19 protein-coding genes are annotated in these 20801 nt (G+C 28.2%); 2 read left to right on the forward strand and 17 right to left on the reverse strand.

Annotation, left to right across the window (positions count from 1 at the left end; translation table 11 throughout):
* Positions 1 to 50: 50 nt before the first annotated feature.
* From KGF41_RS01670 to KGF41_RS01740, 15 genes are all read right to left on the reverse strand, one after another.
* Positions 51 to 1259, reverse strand: coding sequence for an alginate O-acetyltransferase AlgX-related protein (locus KGF41_RS01670; protein WP_227842095.1), 1209 nt, complete (start codon positions 1257 to 1259; stop codon positions 51 to 53).
* Between the two features lie 15 nt (positions 1260 to 1274).
* The gene (locus tag KGF41_RS01675) at positions 1275 to 2693 is read right to left on the reverse strand and encodes an MBOAT family O-acyltransferase (protein WP_227856290.1); all 1419 of its coding nucleotides are present in this window, start codon (positions 2691 to 2693) and stop codon (positions 1275 to 1277) included.
* A 16-nt stretch (positions 2694 to 2709) separates the two neighbouring features.
* Complete coding sequence (locus KGF41_RS01680) at positions 2710 to 3786, reverse strand: hypothetical protein (protein WP_227856291.1); 1077 nt, start codon at positions 3784 to 3786, stop codon at positions 2710 to 2712.
* 10 nt (positions 3787 to 3796) lie between these two features.
* Positions 3797 to 6100 (reverse strand): glycosyltransferase, encoded by a 2304-nt coding sequence (locus KGF41_RS01685; protein ID WP_227842090.1) that lies wholly within the window; start codon positions 6098 to 6100, stop codon positions 3797 to 3799.
* 4 nt (positions 6101 to 6104) lie between these two features.
* Positions 6105 to 7016: a glycoside hydrolase family 5 protein gene (locus tag KGF41_RS01690; RefSeq protein ID WP_227842089.1), complete on the reverse strand. Its 912-nt coding sequence runs from the start codon at positions 7014 to 7016 to the stop codon at positions 6105 to 6107.
* A 321-nt stretch (positions 7017 to 7337) separates the two neighbouring features.
* Entirely contained in the window at positions 7338 to 9086 is a 1749-nt protein-coding gene (locus KGF41_RS01695; RefSeq protein WP_227854505.1) for a DUF4091 domain-containing protein, read from the reverse strand.
* 55 nt (positions 9087 to 9141) lie between these two features.
* Positions 9142 to 9951, reverse strand: coding sequence for a carbohydrate ABC transporter permease (locus KGF41_RS01700; RefSeq protein WP_227828137.1), 810 nt, complete (start codon positions 9949 to 9951; stop codon positions 9142 to 9144).
* Positions 9952 to 9966: 15 nt separating this feature from the next.
* A complete protein-coding gene (locus KGF41_RS01705) occupies positions 9967 to 10884 on the reverse strand; it encodes a carbohydrate ABC transporter permease (RefSeq protein WP_227828136.1) in 918 nt (305 codons plus the stop codon).
* Between the two features lie 98 nt (positions 10885 to 10982).
* Positions 10983 to 12299 carry an ABC transporter substrate-binding protein gene (locus KGF41_RS01710; RefSeq protein WP_227828135.1) on the reverse strand — a complete coding sequence of 439 codons (1317 nt, stop codon included), beginning with the start codon at positions 12297 to 12299 and terminating at the stop codon, positions 10983 to 10985.
* Positions 12300 to 12563: 264 nt separating this feature from the next.
* A complete protein-coding gene (locus KGF41_RS01715; RefSeq protein WP_227828134.1) occupies positions 12564 to 13088 on the reverse strand; it encodes a hypothetical protein in 525 nt (174 codons plus the stop codon).
* 3 nt (positions 13089 to 13091) lie between these two features.
* On the reverse strand, positions 13092 to 13589 hold the full coding sequence (gene coaD, locus KGF41_RS01720; RefSeq protein WP_227432495.1) for a pantetheine-phosphate adenylyltransferase: 498 nt from the start codon (positions 13587 to 13589) through the stop codon (positions 13092 to 13094).
* Position 13590: 1 nt separating this feature from the next.
* Positions 13591 to 14145 (reverse strand): 16S rRNA (guanine(966)-N(2))-methyltransferase RsmD, encoded by a 555-nt coding sequence (gene rsmD, locus KGF41_RS01725; RefSeq protein ID WP_227828133.1) that lies wholly within the window; start codon positions 14143 to 14145, stop codon positions 13591 to 13593.
* Positions 14146 to 14203: 58 nt separating this feature from the next.
* Entirely contained in the window at positions 14204 to 16261 is a 2058-nt protein-coding gene (gene recG, locus KGF41_RS01730) for an ATP-dependent DNA helicase RecG (protein ID WP_227856292.1), read from the reverse strand.
* Between the two features lie 80 nt (positions 16262 to 16341).
* Positions 16342 to 17985, reverse strand: a complete 1644-nt coding sequence (locus KGF41_RS01735; protein WP_227828131.1) for a DAK2 domain-containing protein — start codon at positions 17983 to 17985, stop codon at positions 16342 to 16344.
* An 18-nt stretch (positions 17986 to 18003) separates the two neighbouring features.
* On the reverse strand, positions 18004 to 18354 hold the full coding sequence (locus KGF41_RS01740; RefSeq protein WP_227432491.1) for an Asp23/Gls24 family envelope stress response protein: 351 nt from the start codon (positions 18352 to 18354) through the stop codon (positions 18004 to 18006).
* A gap of 360 nt (positions 18355 to 18714) precedes the next feature.
* Between KGF41_RS01740 and rpmB the strand changes: the two genes are divergently transcribed.
* Positions 18715 to 18903, forward strand: coding sequence for a 50S ribosomal protein L28 (gene rpmB / locus KGF41_RS01745; protein WP_003416297.1), 189 nt, complete (start codon positions 18715 to 18717; stop codon positions 18901 to 18903).
* A gap of 160 nt (positions 18904 to 19063) precedes the next feature.
* Here the strand turns inward: rpmB and KGF41_RS01750 are convergent, their stop codons facing one another.
* Together KGF41_RS01750 and KGF41_RS01755 are read right to left on the reverse strand one after the other, a co-directional pair.
* Positions 19064 to 19216 (reverse strand): hypothetical protein, encoded by a 153-nt coding sequence (locus tag KGF41_RS01750; protein ID WP_009893656.1) that lies wholly within the window; start codon positions 19214 to 19216, stop codon positions 19064 to 19066.
* Positions 19217 to 19313: 97 nt separating this feature from the next.
* A complete protein-coding gene (locus tag KGF41_RS01755; RefSeq protein WP_227850118.1) occupies positions 19314 to 19790 on the reverse strand; it encodes an Rpn family recombination-promoting nuclease/putative transposase in 477 nt (158 codons plus the stop codon).
* A gap of 218 nt (positions 19791 to 20008) precedes the next feature.
* On the opposite strand from KGF41_RS01755, the gene KGF41_RS01760 reads away from it, so the two are divergent.
* Positions 20009 to 20764 (forward strand): MerR family transcriptional regulator, encoded by a 756-nt coding sequence (locus KGF41_RS01760; protein ID WP_227828129.1) that lies wholly within the window; start codon positions 20009 to 20011, stop codon positions 20762 to 20764.
* The last annotated feature ends 37 nt before the right edge of the window (positions 20765 to 20801 follow it).

Here is a 20801-nt window from a genome sequence, read left to right on the forward strand (position 1 = left end):
TAAAAAATAAATGGCTGACATAGTACAAAGTTAGCCATTTATTTTTTATTTTATTTACAAAATGGAAAAAATTCTTTTGTAAGGTTTTGAGGATATACAGATATAAAAACAAAGTCATAATCTTGAGACTTTGCATATTCTAATATATCTCCATCATAATATCTAGGGTCTATCATATCCATAGTTGAACAAACAGAAGAAAAGAATGCTGCTGTTGGTACAATTAATGAGTCCTTAACAAATAACACTTTTAATCCTTCTGGATTTTCTATATTTTTAATTTTAACTAGTGGACGATTCCCCAATAAATATGTAAAATATTTATCTGATTGTCCATCCATTAAATTAAGGTCAGCATTAAAAGGGTATGATAATATCAAACTCTCTTCAAATCTTCCTTTTAATTCAAATTTTTGAGATTTAGAATCTGTATAGTATGTATAATTTGTCTTAAATTTAGGATAAATTAGTGTAAAATCATCTATCCCGCCATATAAAACTCCTGTCTTTCTTCCCATAGAACCAAGAAATGACCTAGGATATACAATCGAATTATAGTTCTCCTTATCTCTATAATAATAATTTTCATCTAATTTCATATTATATTTTTTATTAAGCTGTTCAATTAATTCTCCAAATGCCCAAAAAGAAGTCTCTACTTTCCAATGGTGGTCTGTTTTAAAGAATAAATCATCTTTTGAAATACCACTTTTTAAAATATTTTCTCTAAAATCTATATAGTCAACATTATCCTTTTTTAGCTCATTTAAAAAATTATCTGCTGTCTCATTACTATAGGAATAAGGTATGCCTTTAGGAAACTGTGTCACTCCTTTTATATATTTATCTGGAGTCATTAAATAAACCAATTTAGTATTTTGTTTATCCATTTCCTTAGAGAACTTACTTACTCTATCTACCAATACATCAACTTGATTTGGAGATTTAGCAAAATATGTGTAATGCATTTTTCCAGAAGTATCTTTCACAACACTAAACTTTGAAAATTCATTTTTACCCATTAGTTTTTGTAAATATCCATAAGTTTCAATAAAAGTATTTTTATATATCACTTTGTCATTTACTGTATTATCAATAGACGATATAGTATCCTTTAAACTATTCTTATCATTAATTGAATTTTTTATTTCTTGTATCATATCCTTTCCAGAATAACAGATATTAGAGATAGAGAAGGTGAATAAAACAACTAAGAATATAATTGTAGTTATTAGCCTTACTTTAAAAAATCTATTCATACTTTTCCTCCTCAGCTAAAAATTAAAGTAAATAAATGGATTATAACTTCCAGTTACTAAATATGTCACAGAAATAAAGAACAATAAAATAGAACAAATTGGATAAAATAAATTAAATAATGTACTGTATTTAGCTTGTTCAACAACAAATTTATTAACTTTCTTTGCAATAGGTACACTAAAAATAAATGCAAATATAAAGAAAATCAAATATTCTTTCAAGAACATATATGTATAATCACTCCATATAACTCCACTTGCACCAAACATAGCTTTAAAATAGTTATATGCTTCATTTAAATTTGGAGCTCTGAACAGTACCCATCCAAAGTTTACTACTAGTAAAGTATAGATATGTTTTATGAGATTATAATTTTCAATCTTTTCAAACATTATGAATCTCTCTATAATTAAAAAAACAAAATTCAAAATCCCCCAAATCACAAATGTCCATTCTGCACCATGCCATATTCCAGTAAATAACCATACTATAAACATATTTCTAATCATAATGTCTTTATTTAAAACTCTAGAACCACCAAGTGGAAAGTATATATAACTCTTAAACCACATTCCTAAAGAAATATGCCATCTTCTCCAAAACTCGGAAATTGATTTTGAAATATATGGATAATTAAAGTTTTCTTCAAATTTAAAACCAAACATAAGACCTAAACCTATGGCCATATCCGAATACGCAGAAAAGTCAAAAAATATTTGTAAAGTATAAGCTATTGAACCAAGCCAAGCCAACGATGCAGCTATTGAACCTTGACTATTCATAGTGTAAATATAATCTGCTACTATTGCCATATTATTAGAAATTAATACTTTTTTACCTAAACCAGTTATAAACCTACAGGTTCCAATAGAAAATTTATTCCATGTTTCTTTTCTGTTATGAATTTGTTCTGCAACACTTTCATATCTAACTATAGGTCCTGCTATTAATTGTGGGAAAAAAGCTATATATAATCCTACATAAAAAGGGTTCTTTTGAACTTCTCCATGTCTACGATAAACATCTATAACATAAGACATTCCTTGGAAGGTAAAAAATGAAATACCTATAGGTAAAACAATACTTGGAATGGCAAGTTCTGTATTAATAAGTGAACTAATATTTCTTAATGCAAAAGCTAGATATTTAAATATAAATAGAACACCTATATTATATATACACATCAAAATCAAAATAAGCCTTACTTTTCCTTTACTTTTTCTGTATCTATCTACTAGTAAACCAAATATATAGTTCATTATTATCGAAGCTATCATAATAACAACAAATTTCGGTTCTCCCCATGCATAAAAAAATAAACTAACAATAAGTAATATCATATTTTGGATTGTCCGATTAAATCTAAATAAATAATATAATACCAGAGTTGTTGGCAAAAAATAAAATAAAAAAATCAAACTTGAAAATAACATGCTATACCTCCTCTCTTTACTCAGTTTTTGAGTATTTTTTCCAATATAAGTATATACCTAAACATATTACTACTAAGGATATAAATAAAATGCGAATAAAATTTAAACTGTTATTTATAAAATTTACTGTTTTCATATTTTGTACTGTTGGTGATTGTTTAGGAGCTACTAAAGTATATGGAACACCATCTTTATCTTTTTGATTAATACTCCAAGACTGAGTCAATGCTATCTTCTTTCCAACTTTAAATTTGTCATCAACATTAACTTGTAAAATAATTTCTCCAGGTTGTACTTCATTATTTAATGTTAATTTACCTTCTTGAGATATATTTACATTGTTTTGTTTTTCTACAAATGAGTACTTAATTTTTGAACTATTTTCTAGTCCTGACACTTTATATTGACTTATACTTTGACCCAATACAGGTATTTGTACTTCTTCATCACCAATTATTTTAATATTATGCAAGGATTCAAGTTGCTCCTCTAAAAGTAAAGATACTTTTCTTATTGTAATAACATTATGTTCTTCATTAGATGGAATAAATGTAATTCCCCACCCATTAATATCTGATAGCACATTTGAATCTAACACGACATTATTTTTATCATTTATAAAACTGCTAAAATTTACATAAATTTTTCCCTCAAACTCACCTGGTATATCTATGCATCCATCTTTTATTTTATCTGAATATATTATATTTTGATTTTCAATAAATATTTCGCTACCTTCTTTTAACTTAAAGTCAAGCATATCCTTACTTTGTATATTTAAATTAATTCGCTGAGAACTTTTATTTTTATTTTGAATCTCAATATAAAAATTATGGAATCCATTCCAGTCCTCTTTTATATTTTTATAAATATATAGATAACGTTCTTTATTATTTTTAGAACTCTCTGTCTCTATTTTTATGCTTGTATTTTCATGTATAATGTTAGCACTTAAATTACTTTCCACCTTTTTAAAAGATAAATCTAAATTTTTATTACTTATTGCTGAACTTATAAAAATACTGTTTATAAAAAAAATAAACACTAAAATAAAATATTTTAAATAACACAAAAACACTTTTAAAATTTTCATTTTATCTCTCCTAAATATATTTCATGGGCTCAAACTCATCTGTGCATTCGTCTTTCTTTTCATTAGGTTTTGAAATTATAATTGTTTTATGTTGTAATATCCACTCCATCATTTCCTCTCTTAAAAATAAATTTTGCATTATACTATCAATATTATTTACCTTGTATAGAACACCTCTCACATCAGCTTTACCTTCACATAAATCACATTCAAGTATAATATCTTCATTAAGTTCTATTTCTATTTTTTGAGGATAAATATTTTTATTTTCAAAACTTAGTAATACATACTGATAATTAAAATTTACCAGTTTTACCTTACCTATATTTTCTATAGTGCGTTCAAAATCTGTATTAATTCTTGGACTTCTTCGCGATAAAGTTTTGGATTTTTCAATACGTTTTTTTACATTAATTTGCAAGTCATCAAAAAAACCTAATTGATTAGATATTGTCATTGGCAAAGTAGGTACCCTATCATGAACAATACACATCCAATTATCAAATTGATTATCTTCAATGTGTGTAATGTAACATGCATACTTCCATTTCGAGTTTATTTCCACAACATTAACTATTTTTGCCTTCATACTAGCTATATATATTTCATTTCCTGATTTTTCTCTAAACTCTATCTCAAATTCTTCTGGAGAAATATACTCTGGATTTTCCAACAAAAATGCAAATCCATTTTCTGATATATCAATCGTTTTTGAAGAAAGAATGTACGAATTTTGCTTTAGTTTAAAATCAATTTCAGCAACATAACGCTCAGATTTTCTCAATTGCTGTCTTCCTGATATAAACAACATTGCCATAATAAGGTTAAAAAGATTTCCAATTAACCAAAACAGTACAACTGAGTATGTCATTGAATTCATTTTAAATATTGATATAAACATCTTTAAGATTCCTATTATAGATAACACTATATAGATAAAATATGGTGCTCCCTGCAAGACCTTATATATTATTTTTTCTTCTGCTTTATTTTTATTAGTCACTGAAAACTTATTCTTAGATATTGCAAATGTTTCAAGTATTACTGCTGGCATTAAAGACTGAAACATTATAGTTTCATATATGTTAGTCCATCTTGTATTTCTTATATTTTGAGAAAATATTTTAAGAGATAGACTACTTAAAATATACATAGGCAACCAAAATATCAATACTTGAAGTAATGTGCATTTTACAACAATTACATTAAAGACTGAAAATAAAATGGGAGCCATTATATAAGTAAAGCGCTTTATACTTGCATACCAATAAGTAATTGAAGAAATATAACTTATTTTCTGCCAAAATCCTAAACCTTTTCTAAACAAAATATTTAATCGTCTGCCCGTCTGTATACATCCACGTGCCCATCTTTCACGTTGTTTAATAAGGCTTTTTAAATCTGTTGGAGACAATCCTGATGCATATACCTCTGGAATAGCATAGCATCTATATCCTTTACTTTGGATTAAAATCCCTGTTGCAAAATCTTCTGTGATAGAAAAAGTATAAAATCCTCCAACTTCGTTTAAAGCTTCTCTTGAAATAACTGTATTACTACCACCATAAATTACAGAATTGGTTTTATTTCTAGCTAACTGAATATCTCTATAAAAATAATCTTGTTCATTTGGAATTCTACCTTCAGAGTGTAAATTAAATTGAAATAAATCTGGATTATAGAAACTTTGTGGTGTTTGCACAAAACCAATCTTTTCGTATTGTTCTTTTTCTCCATCTTTTTTAGCTTGCTCATTTTTTAAAAAGTATGGTACTGTATCAATTAAAAAATCATGCATAGGTATCATATCTGCGTCAAACGTAGCAATTAAAGGAGAGTTTGTCTGTTGCATTGCATTATTTAGGTTTCCAGCTTTAGCGCCTTCTCTTTCTGTTCGAGTTATATAATTGACACCCATTTTTTCTGACAGAAGACGCATTTCCTCACGATTACCATCATCACATATGTATATATGCACCTTTTTCTTATCAGGATATTGCATATGAAGACATCCATTTATTGTTTTTCTCACCAAATCAACAGACTCATTATATGTTGCAATAAATACATCTACATGTGGATAAAGTTCTTCACTTATAATTGGCTTTTCAGGATACTCAATATTAGACATTCCATAATAATGTACAAACATTTCCATCATTCCTATTAGCTCCACTGAAAGTAGTATTATCGCACAGATTAATGCAAACGCCCCTTCTTCTTTGGGTATTGTATAAAAAATTCTCCACAATATATATATGATATTAGTAATAATAGTTAAGGTTATAAGTACCTTTTTTGAATTTTTCTTCACCAAATCACCTCTTTCCTATTAGTGCATTCAATATATCTTCATCCCAAGTACCTTCAACTTGATTATATATTCCAAATCCAGAAGCAAGTTCCCAATAAGCCCATGAAAAATTTCGTTTTTCAGCCTCTTCTCTTACTGCTTTTATCCAAGCTACTCTTGAAGCTTCTGGTGCCTCTTTTGTTATTCCAAACTCTCCCAAGAAAACTTTTACATTATTTTTATTAGCCCACTTCTCTACTGTATCAAATCTTTTCTTTAGATACTCAAGTTGTTCATTTGTTCCTTCCCAAGTAATATTACTTAAGTGCTCAAACCCTTTATGATAAATATTTCCTTGGAATGCAAAATCATTTGGTTCATAATAGTGAAATGAAACTACTATATTAGAATTTTTAGGAATATTCAAATCCTTTAAATAGTCAATTTGATAGTAATTGTATGGACCTACTATAATTGTCCTTTTATGGTTAGTTTTTCTAATTATATTTATAGCTTCTTCAAAGTATTCATTTAGTAATTGTGAAGACAAACTTTCTTTAGGTTCATTTAATAATTCAAATACCAAGTTTTTATCATAGTTTTTGTACCTACTAGCTATTTGCTGCCATATTTTTAAAAACTTTTCTTTATTAGTTTGTGGTTCTTGCATAATTTCTTCAAAGTGATGTAAATCTAGCACAACTACTAAATCCTTATCCAATGCATACTTTATATGCCCATCAATCTTTTTGAAGAATTCTTCATCAATTTTATAATCATTAGAATCTGAGGTGTAATCAGAAAATCTTACTGGTATACGAACTGTATCAAAACCTGCCTTTTTTATATCATCAAAATATTTATTTGACATTTTAACATCCCAAGGAAAATCTTTTGGTGATTCCAATGAATTTCCTATATTTATTCCTCGTTGCATTGTAACTGTATCACTATTTCCCCTTATTACAAAACAAACGCCAACAAAAACTATACTTAAAAAAGCTGTTATACTAATACCTATTCTTTTTATATTACTCTCCTCCTAACAATTTCATTTTTGTATGATACATTTTAATAAGTTTATTCTATCCGCAGTAGCCTTAATATAATTAATACCCTATTATAACAATTTAAATTATATCATGTCATGTCTAATTATGCTTCTTTATAAATTTTTTCTCAAATATTCTTTAAAAAATAAGGGCAGTATATCTTAAAATAATTAAAATTATTTTAAGATATACTGCCCTTATTTTTTTTACAATTTATCTAACAAATCTAAAACTTGTTTTTTTATCTTATCATATCCACAATTATCTAGTGAATATCCAAGCTCTATATTTCCAAAACCTTTAATCTCAGCATTTTCTTTTTTATTTAACAAAGTTTGCATAAGCTCAACTTCTATATATTCTCTTCCCTTTTCTTTTTCTAACATGGTGAATAACTCAAAATCTTGTATGCCAAATCTTAAGTTTTCCATTCTAACACTTCTAACAGGCTTTAAGTCTTTTCCAGGATAAACAAAGAACATGTCTCCAGCTTTCCAAATAGGGAATTTATAACTTGCGTCTTTCCAAGGGTCTTCTGTCCATAAATTATAATCCCATCTTAAAAATCCATCAAGACCAAAATAATAAGTATACCACCCTATTATTCTATTTTCTACAAAAGGAGAACTTATAAAACTATTTGGTTTTTCTGGGAAACAACAAACAAACCAAGTCAATATTCCGCCTTTATCATGCATTTTTTTCTTTAGATTTTCTATATCTTTATAATTTTGAATAGTAAGTTTTAAATTTATTGACATATCATCAACTTCATCTTTGGCTCTATCTAAAAAATTTTGGTCATGAGTTGCTGATTTATATTTAACTTGATGAGTACTTACAGTAGAGTTTATAAATTCGATACACTCTTTTACGACCTCTGGATTATTTGGTTCATCAGCTATAATTCTGACGCTATCCCATAGATCACATTCTATTAAATGATTTAATACTAACCCTATATACGCTTTTAAATCATCTGTATTATTTATAAATTTAAACACTTTGTCTTTTTCATCAAAGTATCTTACTCTTATAGGGTCTTTGTAGCCCTCTATCGGGTTTCCAAACTCTCCAGCACACCAATTACCCAACAGACCAAATAAATCTATCTCCTGAGCCATTTTGTACTTACTAGCTATACTTATATATTTGTCCATGCTTTCAAAATTACACTTGATATTTCCATCTAAATCTTTTGATACACCCACCATATTGTATTCGTATAAGTTTGATGGATTTTTATAAACTTTATAACAACTTTGACCTGCCCATGGATAATCTGAAACTATAACTGTTGCAACTTTTTCTCCTAAAGATGCTAGTTCTTTGAGATAATTATCTATTATCTCAAAATGTATATCAGACCACAATTCAACTTTATACATTCTAGCTAGACAACTTGGATGTTGCCATAAATCTAAAAAGAATTTACTTTCGTCTAAAGGCTTTAACACAACATTTTTTACTTCTATTGGCACATCAACTGTACAAACTTTTTCTTCATCTTCATATCCAAAGCTTTTAAATATATCAATACTTATATTAAAGTTATTTCCTAAAAAAGCCTCAGGTACTTGCCCTTCAATCCAAAACGTTTGAGGCAAATATTGTTCCACTAGCACATCTTTATCTCTCAAAATAGCATCATTTACAAATGCTTTTGTATCATCTTGAACATACCCTAATATATTTATACTAAAATTGTTTTCTAATCCATCAGACACATTTAGTTCTAATCTTACTCTATTTCCCAAGCCTTTCCATGATATAGCACTACTACCATCAATTGTGCAATTAAATTCTTCTGTAGCTTTCAACATAATTTGAAAGGCAAATTTTTCACCTCTAGCTACTACAATATTTAAATCCTTATGTTCCCAAGTTTCAGCTTCTATAACTGAGTATTTATTGTGTTTAAATGTGCAATCTTTCAATACATATGAAATTTCCATGTTTTAATTTCCTCCGCATCTATAAATTTTATTTTGTATTTTTAAAATAGACTATTTAACCTTTTATACCAGATAAAGATACACCTTCAACAAATTTACTTTGTAAAATTAAATAGAAAATAAATGGAGGTAAAAATGTTATTGTTGCTCCTGCCATCATTTGTCCATAATTCGTTATCTGGAATGTCTTAAGAGTGGATAGCCCTACTGTTAATGTCCTCATTGCATCTTTAGTTGTTGCTATAAGAGGCCACATAAACTCATTCCATGCTCCCATAAAAGTAAATATAGCTAGTGTAATTAATGCTGGTTTGATTAGAGGTAACACTATTTGTACTAAAATTCTAAGGTCTGAACAACCATCTATTTTTGCTGATTCTAAGAGTTCTTTTGGTACTCCTAAAATAGCTTGTCTCATTATAAATACACCAAATGCAGTTGGTATTGGCATAATAAGAGCCAAATAACTATTTATCCATCCTAAGTGTTTCATTATTATATAAAGTGGTATCATTGTAACTTGAGATGGTATAATTAAAGTCATTATCATAAATAAAAATAACTTATCACTACCTTTAAAATCCATCTTCGCAAAAGAATACCCTGCTAATGTACTAAATACTAAATTTAACAGTACTCCTGAAAAAGATACTATAGTTGTGTTTAAAAAATATTGCATAAATCCTTTTTTGGTAAATATATCTATATAGTTTTGAAGTGTTACTGTTGAAAAAGATATATCCAAATTGTACGAATTATATGTTACCTTTAATGATATTATCAACATATATATAAATGGTACTAAGCTTGCACATGCTATAAATAACAGCAACCCATCACTCAATAATCTCTTTGTTGTTTTCATATTATACCTACCTTTCTAAAAATCTGAACTGTCTCGTTTTACAAGCTTATTTTGTAAAATTGAAACTACTGCTATCAACAAAAATAATACATTTGCTACAGTCATTGCATATCCAGAATTGAAATTTTTAAAGTTTAAGTTAAATGCGTGCATAACTATACTCATAGTAGATATACCTGGACCTCCACCTGTCACAGTATAAACCAAGTCAAACACTTGTAACGACCATATTGTTCCTAAAAACACAACCATTATTGTAGTTGGCTTTAGTAATGGAACTGTTATTTTCATAAATTCTTGAAGTTTTGTAGCTCCATCAACCTTTGCCACCTCATAACAATGTTTTGGTAAATTCATTATAGCTGAAATATAAATTACCATAAAATATCCTATGTTTTTCCACATAGATATAAACATAAGTGTAGGAAGTGCTGTCTTACTATCACCCAAAAGTTTAGATGATTCTATTCCAAAAGCACCTAATAATTGATATATAATTGAACCTTCTCCATTTAATAAAGCTCTCCATACCATACCAATCAAAACCATAGATGATAATACAGGTATAAATATAGCTCCTTTAGCAAATGAAGCTATTTTACTATTTCCTTTTCCTGTAATCCAAACTGCCAAAATCAATGATAAAATAGTCTGGCAAGGTACTACTACAACAGCAAATTTAATTGTATTTATAATAGATACTTTTAATGTTTCATCTGTGAATAATTTTTTATAATTTTCTAAACCTATAAATGTTGCTGGACTAATAATATTGTACTTTGTAAAACTAAAGTATATTGACATTATTATTGGTAATACATAAAATGTCACTAAAATTATGCCCAATGGTAATATGTATATATATGGTTTAATATTTAGTTTTAATTTTTTTCTTGTTGAATTTTCTTCAAACTCTCTAACTAAGTTATTCATTTTTATCCTCTCCAATATAAATATTAGCATTGTACTTATAAATACAATGCTAATTTTAATCTGTAAAGTATTTTATAACATCTTACAGCCTTAAACTTTTATTGTGCTAATAAATCATTTGAATATTTTGCAGCATCATCTAATGCTTGTTTTGGAGTTTTATCTCCTGAAATCATAGTTTGAAGTTCTTTCCATAAATATTCATATATTTCAACACCATGTGGTCCTACTACTAATGGTCTATATACATCCTTATCATTTTCAACCATTTCTTTAAATCTTTCATCACCTTGATATGGTTCACCTTTTGTTATTGGTGCTCTTGGTATTGCTTTATGGAATTCTGTCATTGATTCAACACTTAACATATGTTGTATTAATTTATATGCAAGTTTTTTATCTTTTGCTGATGACATTAAAGATAAATGGTCTACTGCTCCAAAAGTTGCAGCTTTCTTATCTTCTAAACCAGTTACAAATCCCCAATTTAAATCTGGAAATGACTTATCAAATACACTTGTTGCAGCAGAAGACAACATTATAGTAAATGCTGCTTTTCCTGGTCCAAATACACTTTCTATCATTTCATTACTATCTTTAGATAAAGAATCTTCAGGTACATATGCTTGTAATTCTTTTAAGAAATTAGCCGCGTCTAAACCACTCTTATCATTAAATTTAACTGATTTTAAATCGTCATTAAATATGTCTCCACCAGCTTGCCATAAATATGGATACCAGTTCCAGTTCATGTTACCAAAAGTTTTAGCTCCCCATCCTTGAGCTAATCCCCATTGGTCTACTTTTCCATCGCCATCAGTATCCTTTGTTGCTTTTTGGCAGATTCTTTTAAAATCTTCCCATGTTTTAGGAGGTTTTTCTCCTATCTTATCTAGAATATCTTTGTTATAGTATAATACACCTGGATTTGCTGCTTGGAATGGCATTCCATACATTCCACCCATCATTTCAGATGTTTTTATGTAAATAGATTGTTCTTTATCTTCTTTAGTTGCATAGTTAGTTAAATCTTCTACTGCTCCACTTTGTATAAACTGAGGATACATTTCTGCATACATATACCCAACATCAGGGCCTTCATCAGCACTTATGGCTGTTGCAAATTTTTCTGAATAATTTTCCCAAGGAATTATCTGTAAATCTACTTCACAGTTATTTTTTTCCTCAAATTTATCTAAAATAGGGTCCCAAACTTCCTTCATATTATCTTCTACTGGTGGCATCCAAAGAACTAGCTTTTCTTTTTCTCCATCCTTTTTTGCATCTTTTCCACTACCACTTGAACACCCTGTTATAAGTGTTGTAGTCATAATTACCACCATAGCTAGTGAACACAATTTTTTCAACATACTCACTTTAATTCCCTCCATCTTGTTTGGTTTTTCTTTTTTCATTGTAATTCTACATAATTTTACTCCATTTAAAATATTATCAAAGCATGTATTTCTTGTCTAATCAGTTTTTTCTATATATATTTTTCTATTATAGTTTTTTTCTATAGCAACGTTGCTATTTTTATTTTTTATAGTAATCAATATAGTTAAGATAAACTAGAATTTTTTAGTGAAATTTTTGATTTTAAAATCTCTTTTATTAAATTGCTCCATAAAAAACAGACCATATAATTATATGGTCTGTTTTTATCTACTTAAAAAAATTTATTTTTTAGGTCTAAGTTCAGCTTTATCTCTTTTTATTTCTTCTAATATTTCTTTTAAATTATACTCAACACTAGAAAGTACATCTTCTGCATATTCAATTGAACCAATTCTTATCTCATTGGCTATTCTTTCAGCTCTGTCAACTATATCCTTAGCTCTTTGGTCTGCTTGAACAACAGGTTCGCTTGACTCTACATATGCTTTTACTACATCTTCAGAATTTTTCTTTAATTCTTCTATATTTTCCTGATATTCTTGTTGTATTCTTTCAGCTTCTTTTTGTGCTTGTTCAACTATGTTTGTAGCATCTTGTTTAGCTTGGCTTATTATTTTATTTCTTTCTTTATTTATCCAAACTGCCTGTGTTACTTCTTCTGGTATTAAAGTTCTTATATCATTAACTATTGCTAGAACTTCATCCTTATCTACAGTACATTTATGTGAAAAAGGAATTGTAGAAGCACTTCTAATTATCTCCTCTAATTGATCAAATAGTTCAATCATTTCTAAATCTATCTTCATATATCAATTACCCCCAGTAGTTTTTTTCTTTAATTCTTCCAAAACAATTTTTGGAACCAAATTTTTTATATCAGCATCAAAGAGCAAAACCTCTTTTATTAAAGATGAACTTATAAATGAATATTTTGTACAACTTGGTAAAATTATAGTCTCTATATCTGGATTAAGCTCTCTATTCATATGAGCCATTTGAAGCTCATAATCAACATCAGCACCACTTCTTACACCTCTAACTAATGCTCCAATTCCATTTTCTTGACAGTAACTTATTAATAGCCCATCAAAAGTTACAACTTTTATATTCTCTAGATGGCTTGTACTTTTTTTTATAAGTTCTACTCTTTCATCAAAGCTAAATAGACCTTTTTTATTAGGATTATTTAGGACTCCTATTTGTAATTCGTCAAATAACTTCGAAGCCCTGCAAATAATATCTAAATGTCCATTAGTAATTGGGTCAAAGCTTCCTGCAAATATAGCTTTTCTAGGTTTATTTTCCATTTTATGCCTCCACCTTATAAAAAGTTAATGTAGTATTTCCATATTTTTTATCTTTAGTTTTTTGTAACTTACATATTTTATCTGGAAATAAATCATTAGTATCATGCTCTACAACTATTATTCCATCTTCATTCAATAAATTGGAATTATCAATTTTTTCAATAGCTTCTATAAACATATTTTTATAATATGGAGGGTCCATAAAAATTATGTCAAATTTACTATTTTGTAACTTAAGCTTATCTATAGCAGTTTTAAAATCAAGGTTTAAAATAAAACTCTCATTTTCAACCCTTGCTTTTTTTATATTAGATTTAACAATTTCTATGCTTTCTTTACTAATATCTACAAAAGTACATGCTTTTGCACCTCTGGACAAACACTCTATCCCTAAAGAACCAGTTCCAGCAAACAAATCTAGAACTTCACTTTCCATTATATATGAATTTATTATATTAAATAAAGATTCTTTTACTCTGTCTGTTGTTGGCCTTACATCTTCATTTTTTGGAGTATTTAATTTTAATCCTCTTGCTTTTCCTGAAATTACTCTCAATATGACAATCTCCCTTCAGCACATTCTTACATCAATAATATTTTAACATAAATTAAAATTAATTTAATGAAATTTCTTCCAATGTATCTTTAAATTTATCTATAATTTCATTTTTAAGTGGAATATTCTCTTTCAATTGTAGATTATTATCTTCACCTAATATATATCGTGCTTCCTGCTGTGCTAACTTTAATATTTTTATATGCTTAAACAAATTTGCTACTTTTAATTCTGGAAGTCCATGTTGTCTAGTCCCAAAAAACTCTCCAGGGCCTCTTATTTCTAAATCCTTTTCTGAAATTCTAAATCCATCATTTGTTTCTTCCATTATAGACATTCTCTGCCTGCATACATCTGTTTTAGAGTCATAAATTAGTACACAATATGACTTATGGCTTCCTCTCCCAACTCTACCTCGAAGCTGATGTAATTGTGCAAGACCAAACCTTTCAGCATTCTCTATTATCATTAGAGTTGCATTTGGCACATTGACACCAACTTCTATAACTGTTGTTGAAACCAGAATATCTATTTCTTTATTCTTAAAGTTACTCATTACTTCATCTTTTTCACTTGATTTCATTTTCCCATGAAGAAGTCCAAGTCTTAAATCTGAGAAGTATTCAGCTCTTAATTCCTCTACTAATTCAACAGCTGACTTAGCTTCTATTGCTTCACTTTCTTCCACTAATGGACATACAATATATACTTGCCTTCCCGATTCAACTTCTCTTCTTACTAGGTTATTATAAGCTCTATCTCTCTTGCTCTTTTCAATAGCAAGTGTTTCTATTGGCTGTCTCCCTGGTGGGAGTTCATCTATAATAGAAATATCTAAATCTCCATAAAGTATAAGTGCTAATGTTCTTGGTATTGGTGTTGCTGTCATTACTAGTATATCTGGATTTATTCCTTTTAATGAAAGTCTACTTCTTTGCATAACTCCAAATCTATGCTGCTCATCTGTTATAACTAGACCAATATTATTAAATTCAACTTTATCTTCAATTAACGCATGTGTTCCTATCAATATATCAATTTCATTATTTTTAATTTGTTCTAATACCGTATCTTTTTGTTTTTTTGTAAGGCTACCTATTAATAAGCCTACATTTATGCCAAAATCTTTTAAGGTTTCAGTAAGTGAAATATAATGCTGTCCTGCTAATATCTCTGTAGGTGCCATCAAAGCGCCTTGATAACCATTTAAGACACAATTTGCAAGTGCTAAGAGAGCAACTACTGTTTTACCACTACCTACATCACCTTGAACCAATCTATTCATTATTTTATCGGAATTCATATCATTTATAATTTCATCTAATGCTCTATTCTGAGCTTTAGTTAATTTAAATGGTAAAGAACTTATTATATTTTTTAAACTTTCACTTATTGTAAATTTTATTCCATTTTCTTTATTTCTTCCACTTTTAAATACAAACAGTCCCAACTGTAATATAAGTAATTCTTCAAATACAATTCTATATAAAGCTATTTTTAACGATTCCTTATTGCTTGGTGAATGAATGTTTCTAACTGCAAAATCTATGTTACATAATCTATATTTTTCTATAATTCTTTGTGGCATGTATTCTTGTATAATTAATTCCTTATCTTCAAGTACAGTCTTAATTATACTCATAATCTCTTTATTTGTAACACCATATGTAAGTTGATACACAGGCATAAATCTACATGTATTTTTAGGTGAATTAGTAAGATATTCTAATTCACATGATGTAAGTTCTAAGTTATTAAATCTTTTCTTAACTTTTCCAAAAACTAATATTGAATCTCCAGGTCTAAATGTATTTTTTATATAAGTTTTATTAAAAAATACTAACTTAGCCGAACCAGTTTCATCTTTTACATCAATCTTTGTTAAAGTCATTCCTTCTTTTGGACTAAATGTATTTATACTTGATATTACTGCTTTTATTGTAGCTTTTTCATCATTCTCCAATTGTGCTATTTTCTTAAGATTGTTTCTATCTTCAAATTGCCTTGGAAAATAATACAATAGGTCCTTTAATGTGAATATACCCAACTTATTTAGCTTACATGCTTTTTTAGGGCCTATTCCTTTAACATATTGAACATCTTTATATAAATCCAACAAATATATCACCTACTACACAAAAATCCTGTACAACCAACTTTATAAAAGCTACATGGTCATACAGGTTCTTATAATCATTATTCAACTGAAATTAAGTAATAATAAAGAGGTTGTCCTCCATAATATAATTCCACATCTACATCTTCAAATTTTTCTTCTAAAGAAGTACGAAGTTCATTTGCCTGAGATTCTGTAACATCTTCACCAAAGAATAAAGTTATTATAGCAGTATCCTCATCAACCAATTTTTCAATAAGATTTGATGTTACTTCATCTACATAATCCCCTGCTGATAATAATTTACCTTCTGCAATTCCAATTATATTACCTTCTTTAACATCAATTTCATTCATTACTGTATCCCTAACAGCAAAAGTTACCTGACCTGATTTAACTGAATTTAAAGCATTCATCATAGCTTCTTCATTTTCATCTTCACTTAATTCTCCATTAAATGTTACTAATGCAGCAAATCCTTGAGGTGTGTTTTTTGTAGGTATAACTATTATATTTTTATCACTCAATTCTTTAGCTTGGTTAGCAGCCATTATTATATTGCTGTTATTTGGGAAAATAAATATATTTTTAGCATTTATATCCCTTATGGCATTCATAAAGTCTTCAGTACTTGGATTCATAGTTTGACCACCTTCTATTATATGGTCAACACCAAAATCTTTAAATATATTTGCTAATCCTTCACCCATAGAAGTCGCTATGAATCCAAATTCTCTTTCTTCTTCTAAAGGCTCACTATCATTTTCTTTTTTTTCTTCTACTTCCAATATTGTATTTTCATGTTGTAACTTCATATTTTCTATTTTTATAGTTAATAATTGACCATACTTTAGAGCTTCTTGAAGCACGTCTCCTGGGTCATTAGTGTGTACATGTACCTTTATGACTCCATCATCTCCAACTACTGCTAGACTATCACCATAAGCCATCATTATATCTCGTATTTTCGTATCTTCTACTTTAGAACTTTCTAGTATAAATTCTGTACAATAACAGTATTTTATATCATCTGTGCTAGTGCTATTCTTTGGGAAGTCTATATTTGTTGCAACATTAGTGTCTAGGCTAACACTTTTTATTTCTATATTGTTACCCTTTATAGAAGCTAACATACCTTCATATATAAGTACAAGCCCTTTTCCTCCAGAATCAACTACACCAGCATCCTTTAGATTTTTTAGGAGGTCTGGAGTTCTTTCTAGTGAAGCATTTGACTCCTTTACAAGCATACTTAAAAACTTTACTACATCTTTTTCTTTTTTAGCAGCTTTTACTGCAAACTCTCCGCTCTCTCTAACTACAGTAAGTATAGTTCCTTCAATTGGTTTTATTACAGCTTTATAAGCTGTATCAGCACCATTTTTAAAAGCTTTTGCTAAATCATCTGTCGATAATTTACTTTTTCCCTCTATAGACTTAGCTATACCTCTAATTATTTGTGAAAGTATAACTCCTGAGTTTCCTCTCGCACCCATTAAAGAGCCTTTAGATAATGCTTTTCCGATGTCTGATATATTATCATTGTCTACTTTCGCTAACTCTTTTAAGGCATAAGATATAGTTAAGGACATATTGGTCCCTGTATCTCCATCTGGTACAGGGAATACATTTAATTTGTCAACTAAATCTTTATTGTTTTGGAGATTGTTTGCACCTGAAATGAACATCTCTCTTAACCTTTTACCATCTATATACTGAATCATTTCTTTCCTCCTATAAAATTACTTAACTCTTATTCCTTGTACATTAATATCAATTTTAGTGACTCTTACGCCAGTCATCTTTTCAACTACATATTTAACTCTATCTATTATGTTATTTGCAACTGTAGATATATTTGTACCATATTGTATTATAACATAAAGTTCTATTGCTATGGCATCTTCTTCTACTTCTTCTACTCTAACACCTTTAGTAGCATTTTCACCTTTTAATAATTCTACTATTCCTTTAGATTTAGATGCTAAACCTACTAGACCATAACTTTCCATTGCAGCTCTATATGTGACTTGAGCTATTACTTGATTATCTATTTCTATACTTCCATATTGATTCATTACCTTTGCACTCATGGTTGACCCCCTTAAGTTTATTTTTATTAAAAATGTTTCTTAATTTATTTTTTACTATTTTTACTTATTTATTATATAAAATTATAATCATATCATACTATAAATATGGTATAATTTAAACCTAGAAAAGTTTTTGGATAAAATTTCTTGTATTGTCTATATATTTAAAGAAAAATAATAATTATTTTTCAAATATATTTACTTTATATAAAATTATATATATAATTTTATATTATAATAAGAAATTCTTCAATATATGTAAGGCAAATATATATTTCTATTGCAAATTTTTGTTATTTATGATAATATAAATATGTTTTTAGTCTTTAAATAGTTATCATTTTAAGGAGGTGTGCGTAGATGGCAAAAGTATGTAGCGTATGTGGTAAAGGTAAGGTTTCTGGAAACCAAGTATCACACTCAAATAAACATAATAAAAGAACATGGTCAGCTAATTTAAGAAGCGTAAGAGCGATTATAGATGGAGCTCCTAAGAGAGTAAAAGTTTGTACTAGATGTTTACGTTCTGGTAAAATTGAAAGAGCTTAATAGCCACGTTTAAAAGCCTACTTCCGAAAGTAGGCTTTTTAAATTTAATCATTTTTACTCTTTCTCATAAATTTTAAAACTATGTTTGAAATCCATTTTGGTAACTTTATTGTTACTACTTTCATCAATACTCACCCCACACTTTATAGTTAAAATTATTTTAACAAAAAAATAATAATGCTCCACATCCAATAAGTATTAATGCGGTAAGTGCTGACCAAATCCAGCCAGGAAGCAACATAGATAAAATTACTGCCATTCCTGTTGCTAGACACAGTATTCCTAGCAATACCTTAGACTTGTTATTTCTCATGGAACACCTCCACATAGAACTTGTATCTACAAATATTTTCATATTTAAGTTTATGCGATAAGTTCCCATTTTAGACCGATAAACACATTATGTAATTTTAATTTTTTATACTGGAATTATTACTATCTTCTGATGCAGATTCTATAATATCTAAAATACCTCTTTTTTTACTTAACCTTTCAGGTCCACTATATAAAACTACTGGTATAACTTTTGGGAGTTTAAAATCTTTGCGCTCTATTTCTTCAAGACTCTTTTTCATTATAAAGCTTTTCCAAATTTGCTCTCTGTATGATTTTAACCTTGGTACAATCTCTGTATCCATTTCTGTTTGAAACTCCAACACTATATAGTGTGAAATTTTACGATTTTCAGAAAAAACTTTATAAATTATATCTACCTCCTTTCCTTTATATTCACATATGAAAGATGTTTCTAACTCTATATTTTTAAGAGTTAATTCCTTTGCTATTGAGACGCTTGTAAAATTTTGAATCAAACTTAAAAAACTTTCTTTATCTGAATACAGCCTTCTATATTCTTCACGTTTTTCTTTGCTTCTTTTTAAATTCATACAATTCCTCCCAGGTTATAGATTCTCTATCTTTTGATAAAAATAATCTATAAATTTTATTTTTTAATTTTCACTAGTGATTATTGACACTTATGATTAAAATATCCAATAAAGATATTTTTTTATATTTTTATTAAAAGATATAAATTTTTATATTTTAATGTATTGACATTGACGTTACGTAAAAGTGTATATTTAATTTATAGGAGGTATTACTTATGGAATATACAGTTCAGAAATTAAGTAAAATAGCTGGTATAAGTACTAGAACCCTTAGATACTATGATGAAATCGAGCTTCTTAAGCCACTTAAAATAAATTCCTCAGGTTATCGTATATATGGTCAAAATGAAGTTAATAAGCTACAACAAATACTTTTTTATAGAGAATTAGGCATCAGCTTAGAAGATATAAAAAGAATTATAAATTCACCAACTTTTGACAGTCTAAGTGCATTAAAACAACATCATAGCAAATTACTAGCTAAAAGAAAACAAATTGACTTACTGATAGAAAATGTAACTAAAACTATAGCATTAAAGGAAGGAAAATATATTATGACAGATTTAGAAAAATTTGAAGGTTTTAAAGAAAAGATGATTGATGAAAATGAAAAAAATTATGGAACTGAAATTAGAGAAAAATATGGTGAAGATGTAATCAATCAATCAAATAAAAAATTTAAAAATATGTCTAAAAAAGATTATGAGGATTGGCAAGATTTAAGTGCTGAGATAATTAGTAAACTCAAACAAGCTTTTGAAACTGGTGATGCATCTAATGAACTTTCTCAAGAAGTTGCAATATTACATCAAAAATGGTTGAGTTACACTTGGAATACGTACTCTAAGGAGGCTCATGCTACTTTAGCGCAGATGTATGTAGATGATGAACGTTTTACATCATATTATGATAAAGAACAACCTGGGCTGGCAAAGTTTCTGAGAGATTCCATAGTATTCTATACAAGATAATACTCAATGTAAAGCAATAAAAAGAGTGCTACTTTAA

It is taken from the genome of Clostridioides sp. ZZV14-6150 (genome assembly GCF_020657875.1).
GTDB lineage: Bacteria > Bacillota > Clostridia > Peptostreptococcales > Peptostreptococcaceae > Clostridioides.

Coding starts and splice junctions, on each gene's coding strand:
- KGF41_RS01760 (WP_227828129.1), top strand. CDS start 20,009: ATGGAATATACAGTTCAGAAATTAAGTAAAATAGCTGGTATAAGTACT.
- KGF41_RS01750 (WP_009893656.1), bottom strand. CDS start 19,216: ATGAGAAATAACAAGTCTAAGGTATTGCTAGGAATACTGTGTCTAGCA.
- KGF41_RS01690 (WP_227842089.1), bottom strand. CDS start 7,016: ATGCAACGAGGAATAAATATAGGAAATTCATTGGAATCACCAAAAGAT.
- KGF41_RS01705 (WP_227828136.1), bottom strand. CDS start 10,884: ATGAATAACTTAGTTAGAGAGTTTGAAGAAAATTCAACAAGAAAAAAA.
- KGF41_RS01715 (WP_227828134.1), bottom strand. CDS start 13,088: ATGAAGATAGATTTAGAAATGATTGAACTATTTGATCAATTAGAGGAG.
- KGF41_RS01755 (WP_227850118.1), bottom strand. CDS start 19,790: ATGAATTTAAAAAGAAGCAAAGAAAAACGTGAAGAATATAGAAGGCTG.
- KGF41_RS01740 (WP_227432491.1), bottom strand. CDS start 18,354: ATGAGTGCAAAGGTAATGAATCAATATGGAAGTATAGAAATAGATAAT.
- KGF41_RS01670 (WP_227842095.1), bottom strand. CDS start 1,259: ATGAATAGATTTTTTAAAGTAAGGCTAATAACTACAATTATATTCTTA.
- rpmB (WP_003416297.1), top strand. CDS start 18,715: ATGGCAAAAGTATGTAGCGTATGTGGTAAAGGTAAGGTTTCTGGAAAC.
- KGF41_RS01700 (WP_227828137.1), bottom strand. CDS start 9,951: ATGAAAACAACAAAGAGATTATTGAGTGATGGGTTGCTGTTATTTATA.
- KGF41_RS01735 (WP_227828131.1), bottom strand. CDS start 17,985: ATGATTCAGTATATAGATGGTAAAAGGTTAAGAGAGATGTTCATTTCA.
- KGF41_RS01695 (WP_227854505.1), bottom strand. CDS start 9,086: ATGGAAATTTCATATGTATTGAAAGATTGCACATTTAAACACAATAAA.
- coaD (WP_227432495.1), bottom strand. CDS start 13,589: ATGGAAAATAAACCTAGAAAAGCTATATTTGCAGGAAGCTTTGACCCA.
- KGF41_RS01680 (WP_227856291.1), bottom strand. CDS start 3,786: ATGAAAATTTTAAAAGTGTTTTTGTGTTATTTAAAATATTTTATTTTA.
- KGF41_RS01675 (WP_227856290.1), bottom strand. CDS start 2,693: ATGTTATTTTCAAGTTTGATTTTTTTATTTTATTTTTTGCCAACAACT.
- KGF41_RS01710 (WP_227828135.1), bottom strand. CDS start 12,299: ATGAAAAAAGAAAAACCAAACAAGATGGAGGGAATTAAAGTGAGTATG.